Source organism: Janthinobacterium sp. C22, from assembly GCF_057919405.1.
This window is the reverse complement of record NZ_CP193659.1, coordinates 2100131-2117372: the sequence shown is the minus strand read 5'-3', so window position 1 is coordinate 2117372 and position 17242 is coordinate 2100131. Positions and strand designations below refer to the sequence as shown.

15 protein-coding genes and 3 pseudogenes are annotated in these 17242 nt (G+C 64.6%); 4 read left to right on the top strand and 14 right to left on the bottom strand.

The features are described from left to right. Positions 1–122 precede the first annotated feature (122 nt). Genes ACRHIG_RS09790 through flgB form a run of 4 tightly spaced genes read right to left on the bottom strand, consistent with a single transcriptional unit; the run spans position 123 to position 3289 of the window. Positions 123–1670, bottom strand: coding sequence for a flagellar hook protein FlgE (locus ACRHIG_RS09790; protein WP_489630052.1), 1548 nt, complete (start codon positions 1668–1670; stop codon positions 123–125). Positions 1671–1721: 51 nt separating this feature from the next. Next, positions 1722–2417 (bottom strand): flagellar hook assembly protein FlgD, encoded by a 696-nt coding sequence (locus tag ACRHIG_RS09785; RefSeq protein WP_489630051.1) that lies wholly within the window; start codon positions 2415–2417, stop codon positions 1722–1724. 15 nt (positions 2418–2432) lie between these two features. Next, positions 2433–2834 carry a flagellar basal body rod protein FlgC gene (gene flgC / locus ACRHIG_RS09780; protein ID WP_071075845.1) on the bottom strand — a complete coding sequence of 134 codons (402 nt, stop codon included), beginning with the start codon at positions 2832–2834 and terminating at the stop codon, positions 2433–2435. 2 nt (positions 2835–2836) lie between these two features. Then, complete coding sequence (flgB, locus tag ACRHIG_RS09775) at positions 2837–3289, bottom strand: flagellar basal body rod protein FlgB (protein WP_152254610.1); 453 nt, start codon at positions 3287–3289, stop codon at positions 2837–2839. Positions 3290–3480: 191 nt separating this feature from the next. Between flgB and flgA the strand changes: the two genes are divergently transcribed. The 4 genes and pseudogenes from flgA (at position 3481) to ACRHIG_RS09755 (ending at position 6011) form a co-directional block, all read left to right on the top strand. Next, positions 3481–4188 carry a flagellar basal body P-ring formation chaperone FlgA gene (gene flgA, locus ACRHIG_RS09770; protein WP_489630050.1) on the top strand — a complete coding sequence of 236 codons (708 nt, stop codon included), beginning with the start codon at positions 3481–3483 and terminating at the stop codon, positions 4186–4188. Positions 4189–4299: 111 nt separating this feature from the next. After that, a pseudogene (gene flgM, locus ACRHIG_RS09765) lies at positions 4300–4607 on the top strand (flagellar biosynthesis anti-sigma factor FlgM). A gap of 8 nt (positions 4608–4615) precedes the next feature. Then, entirely contained in the window at positions 4616–5083 is a 468-nt protein-coding gene (locus ACRHIG_RS09760; protein ID WP_475416626.1) for a flagella synthesis protein FlgN, read from the top strand. 364 nt (positions 5084–5447) lie between these two features. Continuing rightward, the gene (locus ACRHIG_RS09755; protein WP_475414556.1) at positions 5448–6011 is read left to right on the top strand and encodes an FxDxF family PEP-CTERM protein; all 564 of its coding nucleotides are present in this window, start codon (positions 5448–5450) and stop codon (positions 6009–6011) included. Between the two features lie 59 nt (positions 6012–6070). Here the strand turns inward: ACRHIG_RS09755 and ACRHIG_RS09750 are convergent, their stop codons facing one another. The 10 genes and pseudogenes from ACRHIG_RS09750 to flhB form a co-directional block, all read right to left on the bottom strand. Continuing rightward, entirely contained in the window at positions 6071–6928 is an 858-nt protein-coding gene (locus tag ACRHIG_RS09750; RefSeq protein WP_489630049.1) for a hypothetical protein, read from the bottom strand. A gap of 72 nt (positions 6929–7000) precedes the next feature. Continuing rightward, complete coding sequence (locus ACRHIG_RS09745) at positions 7001–7363, bottom strand: translation initiation factor Sui1 (protein ID WP_489630048.1); 363 nt, start codon at positions 7361–7363, stop codon at positions 7001–7003. 105 nt (positions 7364–7468) lie between these two features. Continuing rightward, entirely contained in the window at positions 7469–9079 is a 1611-nt protein-coding gene (locus ACRHIG_RS09740; RefSeq protein WP_489630047.1) for a CehA/McbA family metallohydrolase domain-containing protein, read from the bottom strand. 99 nt (positions 9080–9178) lie between these two features. Next, positions 9179–9949: a flagellar motor protein MotD gene (gene motD, locus ACRHIG_RS09735; protein ID WP_475414606.1), complete on the bottom strand. Its 771-nt coding sequence runs from the start codon at positions 9947–9949 to the stop codon at positions 9179–9181. Between the two features lie 16 nt (positions 9950–9965). Next, the gene (locus ACRHIG_RS09730) at positions 9966–10712 is read right to left on the bottom strand and encodes a flagellar motor protein (protein ID WP_475414560.1); all 747 of its coding nucleotides are present in this window, start codon (positions 10710–10712) and stop codon (positions 9966–9968) included. Beyond that, positions 10694–11425: an RNA polymerase sigma factor FliA gene (locus ACRHIG_RS09725; RefSeq protein WP_010400804.1), complete on the bottom strand. Its 732-nt coding sequence runs from the start codon at positions 11423–11425 to the stop codon at positions 10694–10696. Before ACRHIG_RS09725 ends, ACRHIG_RS09730 begins: the two co-directional genes overlap by 19 nt. Before the next feature lie 45 nt (positions 11426–11470). Continuing rightward, complete coding sequence (locus ACRHIG_RS09720; RefSeq protein WP_475414561.1) at positions 11471–12334, bottom strand: MinD/ParA family ATP-binding protein; 864 nt, start codon at positions 12332–12334, stop codon at positions 11471–11473. Continuing rightward, positions 12327–13655, bottom strand: a complete 1329-nt coding sequence (gene flhF / locus ACRHIG_RS09715; protein ID WP_489630046.1) for a flagellar biosynthesis GTPase FlhF — start codon at positions 13653–13655, stop codon at positions 12327–12329. The genes ACRHIG_RS09720 and flhF overlap by 8 nt, the downstream gene beginning before the upstream one ends. 303 nt (positions 13656–13958) lie before the next feature. Continuing rightward, positions 13959–15955: pseudogene (gene flhA / locus ACRHIG_RS09710) on the bottom strand (flagellar biosynthesis protein FlhA). A gap of 95 nt (positions 15956–16050) precedes the next feature. Beyond that, positions 16051–17241 (bottom strand): annotated as a pseudogene (gene flhB, locus ACRHIG_RS09705) (flagellar biosynthesis protein FlhB). Position 17242: the final 1 nt, after the last annotated feature.

Below are 17242 nucleotides of genomic sequence, written 5' to 3'. Positions count from 1 at the left end.
GGTGCCTCGGGAAGCGTAGCGAGCGGTTCAATACCGGGTTGAGTAGCGCAGCTGTACGGAGGTACAGCGAGCAACGCCGGCCCGGTAGTGAGGCGCGCAGTAGCTTAACGAGGCGCCCCAAGTTAGCGCAGGTTGACCAGGGTCTGTAAAACGGAATCCTGCGTCTTGATGGTCTGCGCATTCGCCTGGTAGGCGCGCTGAGCCGTGATCATGTTGACCAGTTCCGCCGTCAGGTCGACGTTCGATACTTCCACGGCCGAGGCGCGCAAGTTGCCCAGGGTGCCCGTCTTCGGCTCGCCCGTGATGGGTTTGCCCGAGGCCGAGCTTTCCACCCAGGCGTTGTTGCCCAGCGGCTCCAGGCCGTTCGGGTTGGTAAAGTTGCTCAACACCACCTGGCCCAGGGCGCGCGTCTTGCCGTTGTTGTACTGGCCCTGGATGACGCCGTCGTCGCCCACGATGAACTGGCTCAGCTGGCCCGCCTTGTAACCGTCCGCTTCCGTTTTCTTTTCCGCCGTGGCGGTGCCCAGCTGGGTCGATTTGCTGAAATCGACCTGGACCGACAGGGTCGGATTGGCGCCCGTGGCCGGGAAGATCGGCAGGTTGACGGTGACGGGCAAGGTTTGCGGCGGCGTCAGGGCCAGCATGGCGGCCCGGTCCAGGCTGCCGACCGTGTTGAAGACCAGCGAACCGGTCTTGACGGCCGGCACCATGGTCACGGCGCGGATGGCCGCGTCGATCTGGTCGGGCGTGCGGCTCGAGTTGATGCCATTCGGCACGGCACTGCCGTAGGTGGCGGCGATGGCGGCCAGTTGCGCCGGCGTGGCGCCCGCGGCGGCGGCGGCAGCCGAGACGGCGGCGCCGACCGCATTGCCATAGGCGACGGCGGCCGTCGTCACATTGGCCGGCACCAGCGGCACGGCCGTGGCGGCAGCCTGGTAGGCGGCGCGCGCGGCCAGCGAGGCAGGGTCCGTCTGCAGGGCGGCCGCGACCTTCATGCTGGTCACTTCCGTGCCGTCAACGGCCGAGTAGACGTCCCAGGTGTTGGTGCCCGTCTTGACATAGAAATTCGACATGATGTGGGAGTTGCCCAGCGAATCGAAGACTTCGACGGGGAACTGCTTGCTGTACGTGGTGTCGTCACCGATCTTGAACGGCACCGTGGTCGGCATGGCCGTGTTCGAATTGAGGTTGACTTGCGTGTCGACCTTGGTCGTCGCCTGGGGCTTCATGTCCGACTGGTCGATCTGCAGGGGCACGACGGCGCCGGCGACGATCTTGCCGTTGGCATCGGCCGCATAGCCGGTCAGCTGCGCCAGCTGGGCGTTGACGATGAAGCCGCTCTTGTCGACCTGGAATTGGCCATTGCGCGAGTACTGGACGGCGCCGTTGACGCTGGTACGGAAGAAGCCGCCGCCATTGATGGCGATGTCGAGGGGATTCGACGAGGTTTCCAGGTTACCCTGGTTAAATTGCTGGGCGATTTGCGAGACGGAGACGCCGATCCCCGCCTGGTTGCCGCCCACGCCATACAGCGAGTTGGCATAAATGTCGGCGAACTGGGCCTGCGACTGCTTGAAACCGACGGTAGACGAGTTGGCGATGTTGTTGCCGATGACGTCCAGCGATTTGGCGGCGCCATTCAAGCCGCTCAAGCCTTGTTGGAAAGACATTGTGTTCTCCTGGTAGAAATTAGGGGTGAGGGTCACGCTAGGGTCAGCGGCTTACAGAATCTGTTTCACGTCGGCCATGGTGATGCTGCCCACGCCCGGGACATTCAATTTCACGCCATTCGCGCCCGTCGACACGCTGGCGACCGAACCGAACATCAGCGCCGTCGCATCCTTGAGCTTGGTGCCGCCGCGCGTTGCTTCCACCGCAAAGGTGTAGGCGCCATCGGCCAGCACGACCGGCTTGCCGTCCTTGTCGAGGTCGGCGGTGGAACCGTTCCAGCCCAGCGGCAAGGTGCCCGCTTCCTGTGCGCCCAGGTCGATGGAATGGACTTCCTTGCCATCCTTGTAGATGATGACCTTGACCTTGTCGGCCGCCGTGGCCAGGTCCACGCCCAGCAGCGCGGCGCTCTTGCTCAGGTTGATATCCTTACCCGCCGTCAACACGCCATGGCCGATGATGTTGGCCGCCTGCATCGATTCGGCTTGCTGATAGCTGGTCTTCAGGGTTTCCAGGGTCGTGTTGAGCTTGTTGACGCCCGTCACCGTGGACAACTGCGCCAACTGGCTGGTCAATTGCGCATTGTCCAGCGGGTTCATCGGATCCTGGTTTTTCAGCTGGGTGACCAGCAGGGTGAGGAATTTGTTCGTTTCCGCTTCGACACTGCCTGCCGCGGCCGTCGTCTTCTTCGGATTCATCGTCGCCATCAGGTCGGTGGTGACGGAGGTCGTGGTATCGATGGTTGCCATAATGATCAGTCAGCCTTACTGGCCGAGGGTAAGGGTTTTCAGGAGCAGCGACTTGGCCGCGTTCATGGTTTCCACGTTGGTCTGGTACGAGCGCGAAGCGGACAGCATGTTGACCATCTCGTCGACCGTATTTACGTTGGGCATGGTGACGTAGCCCTTCTCGTCGGCCAGCGGATTCTTCGGGTCGTAGACCAGCTTCATCGGCGACGGGTCCTCGATCACCTTCTGCACCTTGACGGCCGTGGCGCCGTTGGCCATGGGCACGGCTTCGAACACCACCTGCTTGGCGCGGTAGGCTTCGCCCGTGGCGCTGGTGGCGCTGTCGGCATTGGCCAGGTTGCTGGCCACCGTGTTCAGGCGCTGCGCCTGGGCGCTCATTGCCGAACCGGACACATTGAAGATATTAAATAGCGACATGATTATTGTCCTCCCTGGATGGCCGTCAGCATGCCCTTGATCTGCGAGTTAAGGAACGTCACGGCCGCCTCGTAGCGGATGGCGTTGTCGGCAAAGGCATTGCGCTCGAGGTCCATGTCGACCGTGTTGCCGTCGACGGCGCCCTGGGCCGGCGCGCGGTACAGCAGCGGCGTGCCGTCGGCCAGGGTCTCGACCTTGCCGCCCGTGCTGCCGCCCGCTGCGGCGGCGACGCCCTTGCCCGGCATATGCTGCGGCGCCGTGCCCTTCAGGGCCGGCGGCACGCCATCCTTGCGCGCCATCGCCCCCTTCAGGGCGGCGGCGAAATCGACGTCGCGCGCCTTGTAGTTGGGCGTGTCCGCATTGGCGATATTCGAGGCGAGCAATTCCTGGCGCGTCGAGCGCAGGCTCAGCGCCGTCTCGTTGAAGCGCATGTAATCGTCGAGTTTCCCTATCATGTCAGGCTCCGGAAAGATCTGCCACTGGCGCCTGAGATGGCGGAAGGATGGCGGTATAGTGATGACAGGAAACATAGTACGGCGCCCGCCGGCAAGGCCATCGCCGGATCAGACCGTACTTTTACCCCTTAATCGGCGCTTCGAACGGGGCGGCGCGCACTATCATGGCAGTATTCCAGAGGCCTATCACCATGAAAACACCGCTCGCTTTCCTCCTTGCCCTAGCCATCCCGCTTGCCGCCCTGCCAGTATTGGCGCAGGCGCAAAACGCCGGCCGGCAAACGCCGGAAGCGCTGCGCAACAGCGTGGAACAATTCCTGCAGGTGCAAAGCAACGGCTTGCCGGGCAAGGTGACGATCACCGTCGGCGCCGTCGATCCGCGCCTGAACCTGGCCGCCTGCCCCGCGCCGCAAGCGTTCATGGCGCCGGGCGCGCGCGCCTGGGGCAAGACCACCGTGGGCGTACGCTGCACGGCCCCGTCCAGCTGGACCATCTATCTGCAAGCGAACGTGGCCGTCGTGGGCGACTACGTGGCCAGCGCCGTGCCGCTGGCGCAAGGGCAAGCCATCGACGCCAGCCAGCTGGTGACGATGCAGGGCGACCTGGCCGCATTGCCCGCAGGCATCGCCACCGACATGGCCCAGGTGGTAGGCGCCAGCACGAATATATCCTTGCCGCCAGGCACGCCGATGCGCCTCGACACCCTGCGCCGCAAACCCGTGGTGATGCAGGGCCAGCTGGTGCGTGTCGTTTCCAGTGGCAACGGTTTCCAGGTAGCATCAGAAGGGCGCGCCATCGGCAGCGCCGGCGATGGCCAGACGGTGCAGGTACGCACGCAGAGCGGCCAGCAGATCAGCGGCGTGGCGCGGGCTGGCGGCATGGTGGAGGTGGCGTTCTAAACACGGATGGGCAGCGATATTGTGGTCTGGCGCACTAAAGTTTCGGAAGAAGGTGCCGATAATGACACATATCCCGGAGTTTCTTGACTTCGACCAGACGAGGATCACGCTGTGAAAATTACCGATAACACCATTAAAAGCAATCCCGGCCTGCCGGTGGCGCCCGCCAGCACCTCCGGCGCCCGGAATGCCGAGAAAGCCCAGGCAACGCCGACGACGTCGGACAATGTACGCCTGTCGCCGCAAGGACAGGCATTAGCGGCCAGTGCAACTGCCGGCAGCGGCGCCGTGTTCGACACGAAAAAGTCGAACGCATCAAGCTGGCGATCGCCGACGGCCAGTTCCAGGTCAACTCTGAAAAAGTGGCGGACGGTCTCCTCGACACGGTCAAGGACTTGCTGCACTCACGAAATAGATAGGTTTCCCCATGCAATCAGTGACTCCGTTTTCCAGCCTGCGCGACGAGCAACAGCTCATGACCACATTGCTGGCATTGATGAAAGAAGAACAGCGGCATCTGGTTGCCGCTGACATCGATGCAATCACGGAGCTCACGGCGCGCAAGACAGCACTCGTCGGACAATTGAGCCAGCTGGCGGCGCAACGCCACCAGGCACTGGCGGCAGCCGGTTTCACGGCCGCCGAAGCGGGCATGGAAGACTGGCTGGTCGGCGCCAGCGAAGCCGAGGCGGCGCCCCTGTGGAAAGCCCTGCTCGAGACGACGCGCGAAGCGAAGGAACAGAATCGCCTGAACAGCCTGCTGATCAACAAGCACATGCTGCACACGCAAGGCGCCCTGAACGCCATGCGCCCCCCGGCCCAGAGCGGCAATTTCTACGGTCCCAGCGGCCAGCCGACGACGAACACGGCCAGCCGGCGCGTCGTGATCGGCTAAGCCCCTCCCCCAGCGCAGGAAACGGCGGCACCCATACCACGCCCATCCAGCACATCACCGCCGTGTCGCCCCCTCCAGGGACACTGCGGCGTAGCCGGCGTGCCCGCACTCCCTGCAGAACGCCGCGCGCAGAAACAACAGCGGCGCCCTCTCGAAGCCGCACCTTTGAGCGCGCTCAAACTTGAGACAAGTGATAACGATATGCTAATCACTAGCGTACGCCGCACATCTCCAGGTGGGACTTTCCTCACCGACACGAACATTTTCCCGCAGGCATAGCTAATCCATTCTGACGCGTCAGCCTGCGCATTCGCGCTGCGCCATGACGCACGCCATTCAATCGCAAGACCATCTGGAGCACGATATGAACGCTATCTCAATATCCAAGGCTGGCGCGGCGCTGCTGCTCGGCAGCGCCCTGTTGGCACCGGGCGCGCAGGCGGACACGCAAGCCGTGTTTTATAACCATCTCGTCTCGACTGCCGTGGTGGCTACGCCGCTGCTGGCGCAAGACACGCTGTTCATCGACACCTTCACGACGGAGCGTGGTTCGCTGCTGCAAACGACCACGTTTACGGTCGGCAGCGGCGTGCAATCGTTCACGGGCAACGCCGCCTGGCTGGTCACGGGCGCCAACGACTTCGGTCCCCGCCTGACCGGGGTCAACATCGACTTGTTCGACTCCAGCAACAACCTGGTGCAATCGGATACGTTCACGGGCGTACTGGGCAGCTTCGCCCATTCCACCTTCAGCGGACTGCTGGGAGCAGGCACCTACACCATGGTGGCGACGGGCGTCGGCGTGCGTGATTCCGTGCTGGACATTTCCATCACCACGGCCGTGCCCGAACCGGAAACCTACGCCATGCTGCTGGCGGGACTGGGGCTGGTGGGGTATGGCATACGGCGCCGCAAGACGCTGGCCTGACGGGTCCTGACACGCCGCGCCGGAATTGAAGCGCCGCGTGCTCGGCGCATGGTCGCCCCTCAGCCGTGCGCGGGGCGGCCCGTATGCTGGCGGAACTTCGCCGCGATGGCGTGCGCCTTGGCGCTGGCGGCGGCTTGCTGCTCCGGCGTCAGCTCGTCTTGCAGCCAGTGCCAGTAATCATCCTGGTAGGGATTGGTAACGCCGGGGGCGAGGATGTCGTCGTACACGAGGCGCAGGGCCAGCAGGTAGCCATACGCCTGCGGCGCGTCTTTCCGCACCACGTCGCCATCGCGCAAATACGCCATCATCAGGGTAGCCACGCTGGTCAGTTCCGCCTCATCCGCCTGCGCCGTCAGCTGGGCGATGGCTTGCCGCTTCCACGCCTGCACCAGCGGGTCGTCTGGACGGTTGCGCAGCGCGCTGCGGTCGCCAAACGGGCCTTCCGACAGGAACAGGGTGGCCGCGCCCGGCACGCCCGCCTTCGCGGCCGTGGCCAGATAGCCCAGGCGGTCCTCGCGCTGGCGCTGCGTCAGGCCCGCGCACAGCTGCCGCTGGCCGGCTTTTTCTTCCGCCGTCATCTCGCGTCCCAGCTCGAATTCCAGCCCCGGCAACCGGCCATCTTTCTCAAAAGAAATACAGTCATCGAGCAGATTGTAGGCCGCATACGCGTCTTCCGGCTTGCCGCTGGCGCCCAGGCGCGCAAGCTGCTGCGCGAGCGTCACGGGAACGGGCGCGGCACCGGCGGCCGGGGCGGCATCGATATTCAGATACGATGCCAGGCTGCGTCCCGGCGGCGCGCTGGCGGCAGCGGTGGCAGCAGCGTCCGGAGTGCCGCCGTCGGGCGCGGGCCAGTACACGAGCGCCAGCACTGCCACGATGGCAGCGGCGATGGCGATGCCGGTCAGTTTGCTGTTCATAGGAGGTGGCACATAAAAGGAAACGCACGTTACCACAGGCGCGCGGCACAGTGCCGCACGCACGCGCCCCGGCTAGCCGCCGGCCTTTTTCGGCTGGTGGCCCAGCTTCACCAGCGCGGCCAGGATGGCGTCCACATGGTCACCCTGCACTTCGACCACGCCATCCTTGACCGTGCCGCCCGAGCCGCACTGCGTGCGCAGCTGCTTGCCCAGCAGGGCCAGGGCGATGGCGTCCAGCGGCAAGCCCTTGACCACGGTGACGCTCTTGCCGCCGCGCCCCTTGGTCTGGCGCGACACGCGCACCACGCCGTCGCCCGCCGGCACCGCCTTCGATTGCGCCTTGCATGCGCATTGCGCCAGCGGCAGGCGGCAGGCGGGACACATGCGGCCCGTTTCGGTAGAGTAGACGAGACCGCCCTGGGAACTGCTTTTCATGATGAGGTGATAAAAAGGAAGAAGGCGCGATTGTACCAAGCGCAGGGAGGGCGAGTGCAGGATCAAGCCCGCTCCCGCCCCGCCCGGTGGCGCGCCGGCTGACGTCTAACGCAAGGTCACGAACACGGGATTCGAATAGAACCACAGGCTGCGGTAATTGCGGTCGTTGATGTCGTTAAAACGCTGGTGACTGTCCGTCGTGCCCGTGCGCTGGTCGGCCAGCGGCTCGCCGCCCTGCGTCAGGCCGGTGACATCGGTGCCCAGATTGGTGCCGCGCAGGCGGAAATACTGGTTCTTCGCCGCCGTCGTTTCGTAGCTCACGCTGGCGTAGCCGTCGGCCCCGATTTTCCAGTCCGCGCTGGTGAAGCGCTTGAGCACGCGCGTGCTGGCATTGCCGGCAACGTTGTAGGCCGGCGTGCCCGCCACCGCCTTCGCGCCCACATCCCCGACGATCAGGTCGACGTGGTCAACCACGGGCTTGACGTTGGCGGCCACGCCGCTGTCGACGGGCTTTTCGTAGTTGTTTTTGGCCGGGCTCCGGAAGCGGATGGTGATCGTGACTTTCTCGCCGCTGGCGACCTTCAGCTCGCCGCCCATCTCCTTGCGGTCGTCCTTGCTGGCCAGGTTGAAATCGAGCGCATTGATCAGGTCGCCATAAGTGGAGAACATCTTGCCCGAACGCAAGCCGGCCAGCAAGTCCTTCGCCAGCGGCGCTCCCTGCGCGCTGTTGAACACGTAGTTCTTCGCATACTCGCCGGGGAAATAACCGCTGCTGTTGCCGCCGACAATCTTGAAGTGCGTATCCGAATCGGTCAGGTTCCAGATGCGGCGCCCCTCGCCCAGCAGCGCATCCCATGGCCCGCCCAGCTTGGCCACCACGTAGTCGACGCCGCCATACACGCGCAGCGGCGCATTCTCGTCCGTGTAGGCGGCCGTGTAGCCGCCCCGGTCCGGTTCCATCTGGTTGCCGACCATGCCCTCGATGGCGAACATGATGTTCGGCGCGGCATCGTTGAAGGCGCGCAAGTCAGCGATGCTGTAGCTGCCCTTGTTGCGCGACGGATGGTTGATGACGGCGTAGCTGGTTTCCGGGTAATTCTGTTTCAGCCAGTTGATCGCTTGCAGCGCATCGGCAGCCGTCTTGTTGTAGCGGGTGTCGCCGTATTTCGCTTTCCATGCCGCGACGTCGGCGGCGTCGAACATGGCCGCGTCGCGCGTGGTAAACAGGTATTCGAACTCCTTCATGCCCCGCGTGCTGGCGGTCAGTTTGTCCGCCCCGTCGAACAGGCCGATGCCGACGTGGTCGTGGGTCGGCATGTCCCACTCGAAGCCCGAGAAGATCAGCTTGTCGGCGTAGCTGCCGCCCGCCTGCAAGGCCTGCACGCGCGGAATTTCATAACGCCCGGCGCCGATGGACATGGGAATCGGCGCCGCCAGCGGCGCGCCCAGCGCATCGCGCGTGGAGACGCGCAAATGGTTCGACAGCGCCATCCAGTCGAGTCCATACGTGGCAAAGGCCTTGGCCAGCACCTTGTCCAAGGTCTGGCTGACATCGGCGTCGGCCGATTGGGTGGTGTGGGTGTGCAGGTCGCCGGCGATCCAGCGGCCGGCCGGTAGCGGCGGCACGCTGCCGGCCGGGTTGCTGTCGCCGCCGCAGGCGGCAACACTCAACACGATGACGATGGCCGAAGCAAGCAATGTTCTGGAGTAAGACATGGGATGGACCTGGAAGCTGAAAAGAAGGGCGTCAGCCTAGCATTCCAGTATGACCAGCAAATGACATGCCCCACGCCCTGCCGGCCCGAAAAACCCGTCCTAGTTGGCCGGCGGCGGCGTCGGCACTTCCGTCACCGTCTCGGGGATGCCGGACAAGATCGTCACGGCCACGCGGCGGTTGCGCGCCCGTCCTTCCGGCGTGGCGTTCGGCGCCACGGGGATGTTGTCGGCGTGGCCCACGGCCGTCAGGCGTGAAGCCTGCACGCCGCTGGCGATGAACAGGCGCACCACCGCGCTGGCGCGGGCGGCCGACAATTCCCAGTTCGAGGCAAAGGTCGAATTGCTGATCGGCTGGACGTCCGTATGCCCTTCCACCTGCACGTCGTGCGTGTCGTCCTTGAGCAGCACGGCGACGGCGCGCAGGGCCTGGTCCGATTCCGCCGTCAGGCGCGCCGCGCCCGGGTCGAACAGCACGCTGGCATTGATTTCCACGCTGACGCCGCGGCTCGTCTGCGTCACGCGGACCTTGCCTTCCTTCACCAGCGGCGCCAGGGTCGATGTGAGGTCCTGCGCCAGGCGCGTCATGTGTTCGCGCTCGCGGCGGATGGCTTCCGTGCGGCGTTTCAGGGCGGGATTCGGCAGCGGAATGGCCTGCGGCGCTTCCATGATGATGGGCGGCGCGCCCTTTTCCAGGCTGAAGGCCTGGCCGATGGCGTTCTGGAAGACGCGGTATTTGCCTTCATTGACTTGCGAGATCGCATACATGACGACGAAAAACGCGAACAGCAAAGTGATGAAGTCGGCGTACGAGATCAGCCAGCGGTCCTGGTTGTCCGGTTCCTCGTCATACTTCCTGCGCGCGCGCCGCATCATGCTCAGTGCTCGCTCAGTGCTCGTGAAGCAGGCTGGAGACGCGCTCTTCGATGATGCGCGTATGGTCGCCCGTGGCGATGTCGTACAGCACGGCGGCCGTGATTTCATACTGCACCACGCGGCGCGAGACGATGGCCTTGAGTTTATTGGCCACCGGCAGGAACAGCAGATTGGCCAGGCCGACGCCATAAATCGTCGAGACAAACGCGACGGCGATGCCGCTGCCCAGTTTGCTCGGGTCGGTGAGGTTTTCCATCACGTGGATCAGGCCCAGCACGGCCCCCAGGATGCCGATGGTGGGCGAATAGCCGGCCGCCGATTCCCACACCTTGACGGCCTGGCGCTCGGCCAGTTCGTAGGCGGTAATCTCCACGTCGAGCAGCTGACGCAGCTTGTCGGGCGCGATGCCGTCGACGATCATGCGCAAGCCCTTGGCGTTGAAGCGGTCGGCCGTGTTTTCCATCAGGCGCTCGAGCGCCAGCGGGCCGTCGCGGCGCGCCGTCAGGCTCCATAGTCCGATGTCGCGCGCCAGCGCGGCCCGGGTGTCGGCCGGCGGCAGGAAGACCCAGCGCAGCATTTCCAGGCCACGCACAAAAGTGCGCAGCCGCGTCTGCAGCAGCACGGCGCCGAAGGTGCCGATGATGACGATGGCGAAGGCAGCCGGCTGCAGCAGGGAGGCCATCTTGCCGCCTTCCAGTGCCTGGCCGACCAAGAGGCCCGCCAGCGCCAGCGCCAGCCCGATTACGCTGGACCAGTCCACGCCTGCTCCCTCAAGGTTGCGCGCAGGCGCGCGACGGCCTGGGTATGCAGCTGCGAGACGCGTGATTCGGACACGCCCATCACCGCGCCGATCTCCTTCAGGTTCAGCTCTTCTTCGTAATACAGGCCCATGAGTATTTTCTCGCGTGGCGGCAGCGCGTCGATGGCATCGATCACGGATTGCCGGAAATCGGTATCGAGCAGGGAACGCAAGGGGTCGCTGTCCTCGTCCACGCAGTGGCGGTCGAGGAAGCTGTCATTGCCGTCCGGGTCATGAAAGTCTTCGTAGTACACCAGCTGGTGGCCGCCGCCGTCGCCCAGCATTTCCTGGTAGTCGGCCAGCGACATTTTCAGCAGCTTGGCCACTTCCGACTCGGTCGGCGGATGGCCGAGGCGCTGCTGCAAGGTGCTCATCGCCTCTTCGATCTTGCGCATGTTCTGGCGCATGCTGCGCGGCAGCCAGTCGCTGGTGCGCAATTCGTCGAGCATGGCGCCGCGGATGCGCAGCACGGCATACGTCTCGAACTGCGCGCCATGCGTCTCTTCATAGCGGCTAATGGCATCGAGCAAGCCGATCATGCCGGCCTGGATCAGGTCATCGACCTCGACCGAAGGCGGCAATTTCGCCTTCATATGGTGCGCCAGACGCTTCACCAGCGGAATGTGCTCCGTCAGCAAATAGTCCTTGTTCGATTTCCCTTTGACCGTGTACATAGGCTGCTTATTGTTTTCTCGTCTTATCTGGTGCTACGGTTGGTGTCAGGCGCTGAACTGGTGCGGGCTCCCCGTCTGGTACAAGGTGCCGCCAAGCACCGGCGCCGCCGAACGGGCCAGCCGCTCGGCCAGTCCGCGAAACGCCACCGAGGCGCCCGCCAGCGGAAACGCATCGACCACGCTGCGGCCCAGGCGCGCCGCGCGGTGCAGATATTCATCGGCAGGCACCGAACCCATCGAGGTCAGCTTCACGGCCAGGTAGCGGCTCGCCGCCTGCGCCATATTATCGTATACCACTTTTGCCTCGGATTCGGAAGCGCCGGTGACGAGAATGCCGAACGGCCGGCGTCCCAGTTCCTGGCTCAGGCGCTTGATCAGGCAGTACGCGGCCTTGATCGAGGTGGCGCTGGTCGACACTTGCACCACGATATCCGACGAGGCCATCAAGGGCACGGGGAAGCAATCGCCCTCGTCTGCCACGACGCCGTCGACCAGCACGATGCCGCTCTGGCGCGCCAGCACCTCGAAGGTCTTGCCCAGGCGGCGCAGTTCGTCCTCGCCCGCATAGTCCATGCTGTCCATCAGGTGGTTGCGCGCGCCCAGGCTGGCCACGCCGAAGCCTTGCGGCACCTGGTGGATGACCTGGTTCAAGCCGCACTGCTGGCGCGCCACGTCGCGCAGGCTGGCGCCGTGGGCCAGTCCCAGCCGTGCCGCCACGCCGTCGCCGCCGCCGCTGGCGTCGAGCAGCAGCACGTCATTGCCGCCGTAGACGAGCGAAGCGCCCAGGTTGACCAGCATGGCGCCCTTGTCGTCCTGCGGCGTGGCCGAGAGGAACGTCATGACGCGCGGCTGCGGGCCGGCCAGCATGCGGCGCAAGCCCTCGGCCTGGTCGAAATCGAAATTAGCCAAGGTGCACCCCGCGCGCTTCGTGGTTGCGGGCGGCCGCCTGCGCCATCAGCAGCGGCAGTTCGGCATCGGAAAACTGCGTCGCCGCCGCATCGCGCTTGAGCTTGAAGGCGCGGTCGATCAGGTAGCCGCGGTCGGCCAGGTACAGGTCTTCCGGCACGCGCTGGCCGTTCGACACATAAAACAGGTTCAGCTTTTGGCGGATCACCACGTCGAGCACATTGCCGATCGAGGCCGCTTCATCGAGCTTGGTCATGATGCAGCCGGCCAGGCCGCTGCCCTGGTAGGCGCGCACCACTTCGTTCAGCGTTTCCTGCGTCGCCGTGGAGTTCAGGCACAGCAGGCGTTTCACGTCGGCGCCGGCGCCCGACAGCATGGCCACCTGTTCCGTCACCATCTGGTCGCGCTGGCTCACGCCCACCGTATCGATCAGCACCGTGTGCTTGTTCTTGAGTTCCTTCAGGGCGATGCGCAAGTCCGCCTCATCCTTCACCGAATGCACCATCACGCCGAGGATCTTGCCATAGATGCGCAGCTGTTCGTGCGCGCCGATACGGTAGGCGTCCGTGGTGATCAGGGCCAGTTTTTCCGGACCGTGGCGCATCACGCAGCGGGCCGCCAGTTTGGCCGTGCTGGTGGTCTTGCCGACGCCGGTCGGACCGACCAGCGCGAATACGCCGCCCTGCTCCAGCATCGCGTCTTCGTTGGCGACCGTGTTCAGGTTGCGGCTCAAAACCGTCTTGATCCAGCGCATGCTTTGCGCGCCGTCGAGACCGGCGGGCAGCTTGTCGATCAGGTAGCGCGCCAGGCTGGCCGAGAAACCGGCGGCCAGCATCTCGCGCAGCACGACGGCTTTTTGCGGCTCGCGCTGCTGGGTCGAACCCCACGAGATTTCCGCCAACTGGGTTTCCATCATGCCGCGCATGGCGCGGATTTCATTCATCATGCCGCTCATCTCGGCGGCGGCGTTTTCCTTGACGTGCGCCAGCGCGCTGGCCATCATCTGCTGCATGCGGGCCATGTCCACTGGCTCGCCGGCTGCCTGGCGCGGTGCGGCAGGACGCGGCGCGGCCGGGCGCTGGGCCGGGGCGGCAGGACGCTGCGGCGTGACGAACTGGGTCTGCAACTGGGGACGGGGCTGGGCCATTTCGGACGCGGCCGGCGGCGAGGCCAGCGAAGCGGCATCGTCGTTGGCCAGCGCGAGGATTTCCACCACGCCATCGGCCTGGCGGTTCGACAGGATCACGGCGTCGGGGCCCAGCGCTTCGCGCACCTTGCGCAGCGCATCGCGCGACGAGGCGCCCGTAAATTTCTTCACATTCATGACCGGCCTCCCAGGGCGGGGGTGGCGCAATATGGGCTGAACTGTGTGACCATCATCGACTCCTGTTGCTTGAGTGCTGTCTTCCACATGGACACAGATCACCCGGACAGTTTCCATTATTAGCGATGCTTGGAGGAAATGATCGAAGGAACAGGACGGGAAAGTACCCGTTATTCAGTTTGCCGGGAGGAAATTGATGTTTATTTGACCAAGAGCAAGGGCTGGGGTCAGACCCCCACTAACGCTAACGCAAAGCTCCGCGCTAACGCTGGAGGGGTCTGACCCCGGCATTAACTATGCCAACTACTGCGCGCCCACCAGGCTGGTGACGCGAATGGTCTTGGTTTCCGGCACTTCCGCATGCGACAGCACTTTGAGCTGCGGCAAGGCGCGGCGCAGGAAGCGCGACAGCAGGGCGCGCAGCGGCGCCGGCACCAGCAGCACGGGCGTCAGGCCCAGCGCTTCCTGCTGCTGCGCGGCCAGGCCCGCCTGGTGGGCGATGGTGTCGGCCAGGCCCGGCTCGATGCCGGCACCGTCGCCGCCATTGCCCATCGCCTGCATCAGCAGGCGCTCCAGGCGGCTGTCCAGGGTCATCACGGACAGTTCGGCCGCGCCGGGGAACAGCTGCTGCACGATGGCGCGGCCCAGGGCCACGCGCACCAGCGCCGTGAGGTCGTTCGGGTCTTGCGTCTGCACCGTATGCTCGGCCAGGGTTTCGATGATGGTGCGCATGTCGCGGATGTGCACGCCTTCGGCCAGCAGGTTCTGCAGCACCTTCTGCAGGGTCGACAGCGACAGCATCTTCGGCACCAGGTCCTCCACCAGGCGCGGCGACTCCTTGCCCAGGTGATCGAGCAGGGACTGCACTTCCGCGCGGCCCAGCAACTCGGAAGCGTGCGAGGTGATCAGGTGGTTCAAATGCGTGGCCACCACGGTGCCCGCGTCGACGACCGTGTAGCCCATCGATTGCGCCTGGTCGCGCAAGCTGGCGTCGATCCAGGTGGCGGGCAAGCCGAAGGCGGGGTCGTTGGTGGCCAAGCCCGGCAAGGTGCCGCTGGCCATGCCGGGATTAATCGCCAGGAACTGGCCGTTGAACGCTTCGCCCACGCCCACTTCCACGCCCTTGAGCGTGATGCGGTAGGCGGACGGTTTCAATTCCAGGTTGTCGCGGATATGCACGGGCGGCGCCAAAAGCCCACTTCCTGGGCAAATTTCTTGCGGATGCCTTTGATGCGCTTGAGCAATTCGCCGCCCTGCGTCTTGTCGACCAAGGGAATCAAACGGTAGCCCACTTCCAGGCCCAGGGTGTCGACGGGCATGATGTCTTGCCAGCTGGCCTCTTCCTGCTCGGGCGCCACGGTCGCTTGCGGCGCCTCGGCCGGCTTTTCGGCCGCCGCTTTTTCCTGCGTGCGTTTCTTGCTGATCAGATAGGCGGAACCGGCCAGCAATGACGCCAGCAGGATGAAGACCATGTTCGGCATGCCGGGAATCAAGCCCATGCCGCCGATGATGCCGGCGGTAATGTACAACACTTGCGGTTTCGCAAACAATTGACCGACCAGCTGGGTGCCGATGTCCTGTTCGCTGGCCACGCGCGAGACGACGATACCGGCCGCCGTGGAAATGATCAGCGAAGGAATCTGCGCCACCAGGCCGTCACCGATGGCCAGCAGGGTGTAGTTCTTGAGTGCATCGGCAAAGCCCATGTCGTGCTGCAGCAAGCCCACCAGCAGGCCGCCGACGATATTGATGACGGTGACCATGATGCCGGCGATGGCGTCGCCGCGCACATATTTGCTGGCACCATCCATGGCGCCATAGAATTCCGCTTCCTGCGCCACTTCCGTGCGGCGGCGGCGCGCTTCGTCTTCGCCGATCAGGCCGGCGTTCAGGTCGGCATCGATGGCCATCTGTTTACCAGGCATGGCGTCCAGCGCAAAGCGGGCGCCCACCTCGGCGATACGGCCCGCGCCCTTGGTCACGACGGTAAAGTTGATGATCGTCAAAATGATAAACACCACGATACCGACCGTGTAATTACCGCCAATCAAGAAGTGACCGAACGCTTCGATCACCTTGCCGGCCGCGTCGGCGCCCGTATGGCCTTCCGTCAGCACGACGCGCGTGGACGCCACGTTCAGCGACAGGCGCAGCATGGTCGACACGAGCAGGATGGTGGGAAACGCCATGAAGTCGAGCGGCTTGACCGTGTACAGCGCCGTCAGCAGCACGATGATGGACAGCGCGATATTAAAGCTGAAGAAGATGTCGAGGATAAAGGCCGGCAACGGCAGCACCATCATCGCCAGCAGCATGATGATGATGACCGGCGCGGCGATGCCCTTGCTGGCGTTGTTGCCCATTCCGCTGAGCCAGGCTGGCAATCTCAGGCCGTTCATGGTGTACTTCCTTTATTCTTGTCTGCCGCGTCTGCCGCGGGTTTGGTCTGCGATGCGGGGTCGAGCGGATCGAGCTCGGGCGGCACGTCGAGTTTTTCGGCTTGTCGGGGCGCTCGCCCTGGCCCTTGCCGTAGCTGCGCAGCTGGAACACATATGCCAGCACTTCGGCCACGGCGCCATACAGCGCCTCGGGAATCTCGTCGCCGATGTCCGTGTGCTGGTACAGCGCGCGCGCCAGGGCGGGCGCTTCCAGGATGGCGACCTTGTGTTCGCCCGCCAGTTCGCGGATCTTCGCCGCCACCTCGTCGATGCCCTTGGCCACCACCTGCGGCGCGCCGCGCGAATTCTCGCCGTACTTCAGGGCCACCGCGTAGTGGGTCGGATTGGTCACCACCACGTCGGCCGTGGGCACGTCGGCCATCATGCGGCGGCGCGACATTTCATGCTGCATCTGGCGGATCTTCGCCTTGATCTGCGGATTGCCGTCCGACTCCTTCGCCTCTTGCTTGACTTCCTGCAAGGACATTTTCATCTTGTTGGCGTAGTGCCACATCTGGTAGGGGCCATCGATGGCGGCGATCAGGCCCAGCGCGCCCACGATCAGCAAAAGCCGTGATCAGCAGGCTGATCAGATGAGCCGAACCGGCGCGCAGGGATTCCACCGACAGGCCCAGCACGGCATCCTTTTGATGCTGCATCACCATCCAGGCGACGACGCCGACGACGAGGGTCTTGGCGATAGCCTTGAGCAACTCCACCAGCGCATTCTTCGAAAACATATTGCCCAGGCCGCGAATCGGGTTGAGCTTGCCAAAATTGGGGGTAAACGCCTTGGAACTGAACAGCCAGCCGCCCACCAGCACGGGCGAGGCCAGCGCGACGAGCATGATGGCCAGCGCGTACGGCAGGCAAGTGAGCAGGACGGAGCCCACGTCGTAGCCGATGCGTAACATCATCGCGTCGGGATTGAGTATCTGCTCCCGGTCCAGGGTCAGCCCGGAAACCATGACGGCCGTCAGCCGCCGCACGATGGCGTCGCCGGCAAACCACAGACAGCAGCCGGACGCCATCAGCACCGTAAACGTGGCCACTTCACGCGATCGCGGAACATCGCCTTCCTCACGCGCCTGCTCGAGGCGCTTCGGTGACGCGGCTTCGGTCTTTTCTGCGTCGCTGTCTTCCGACATC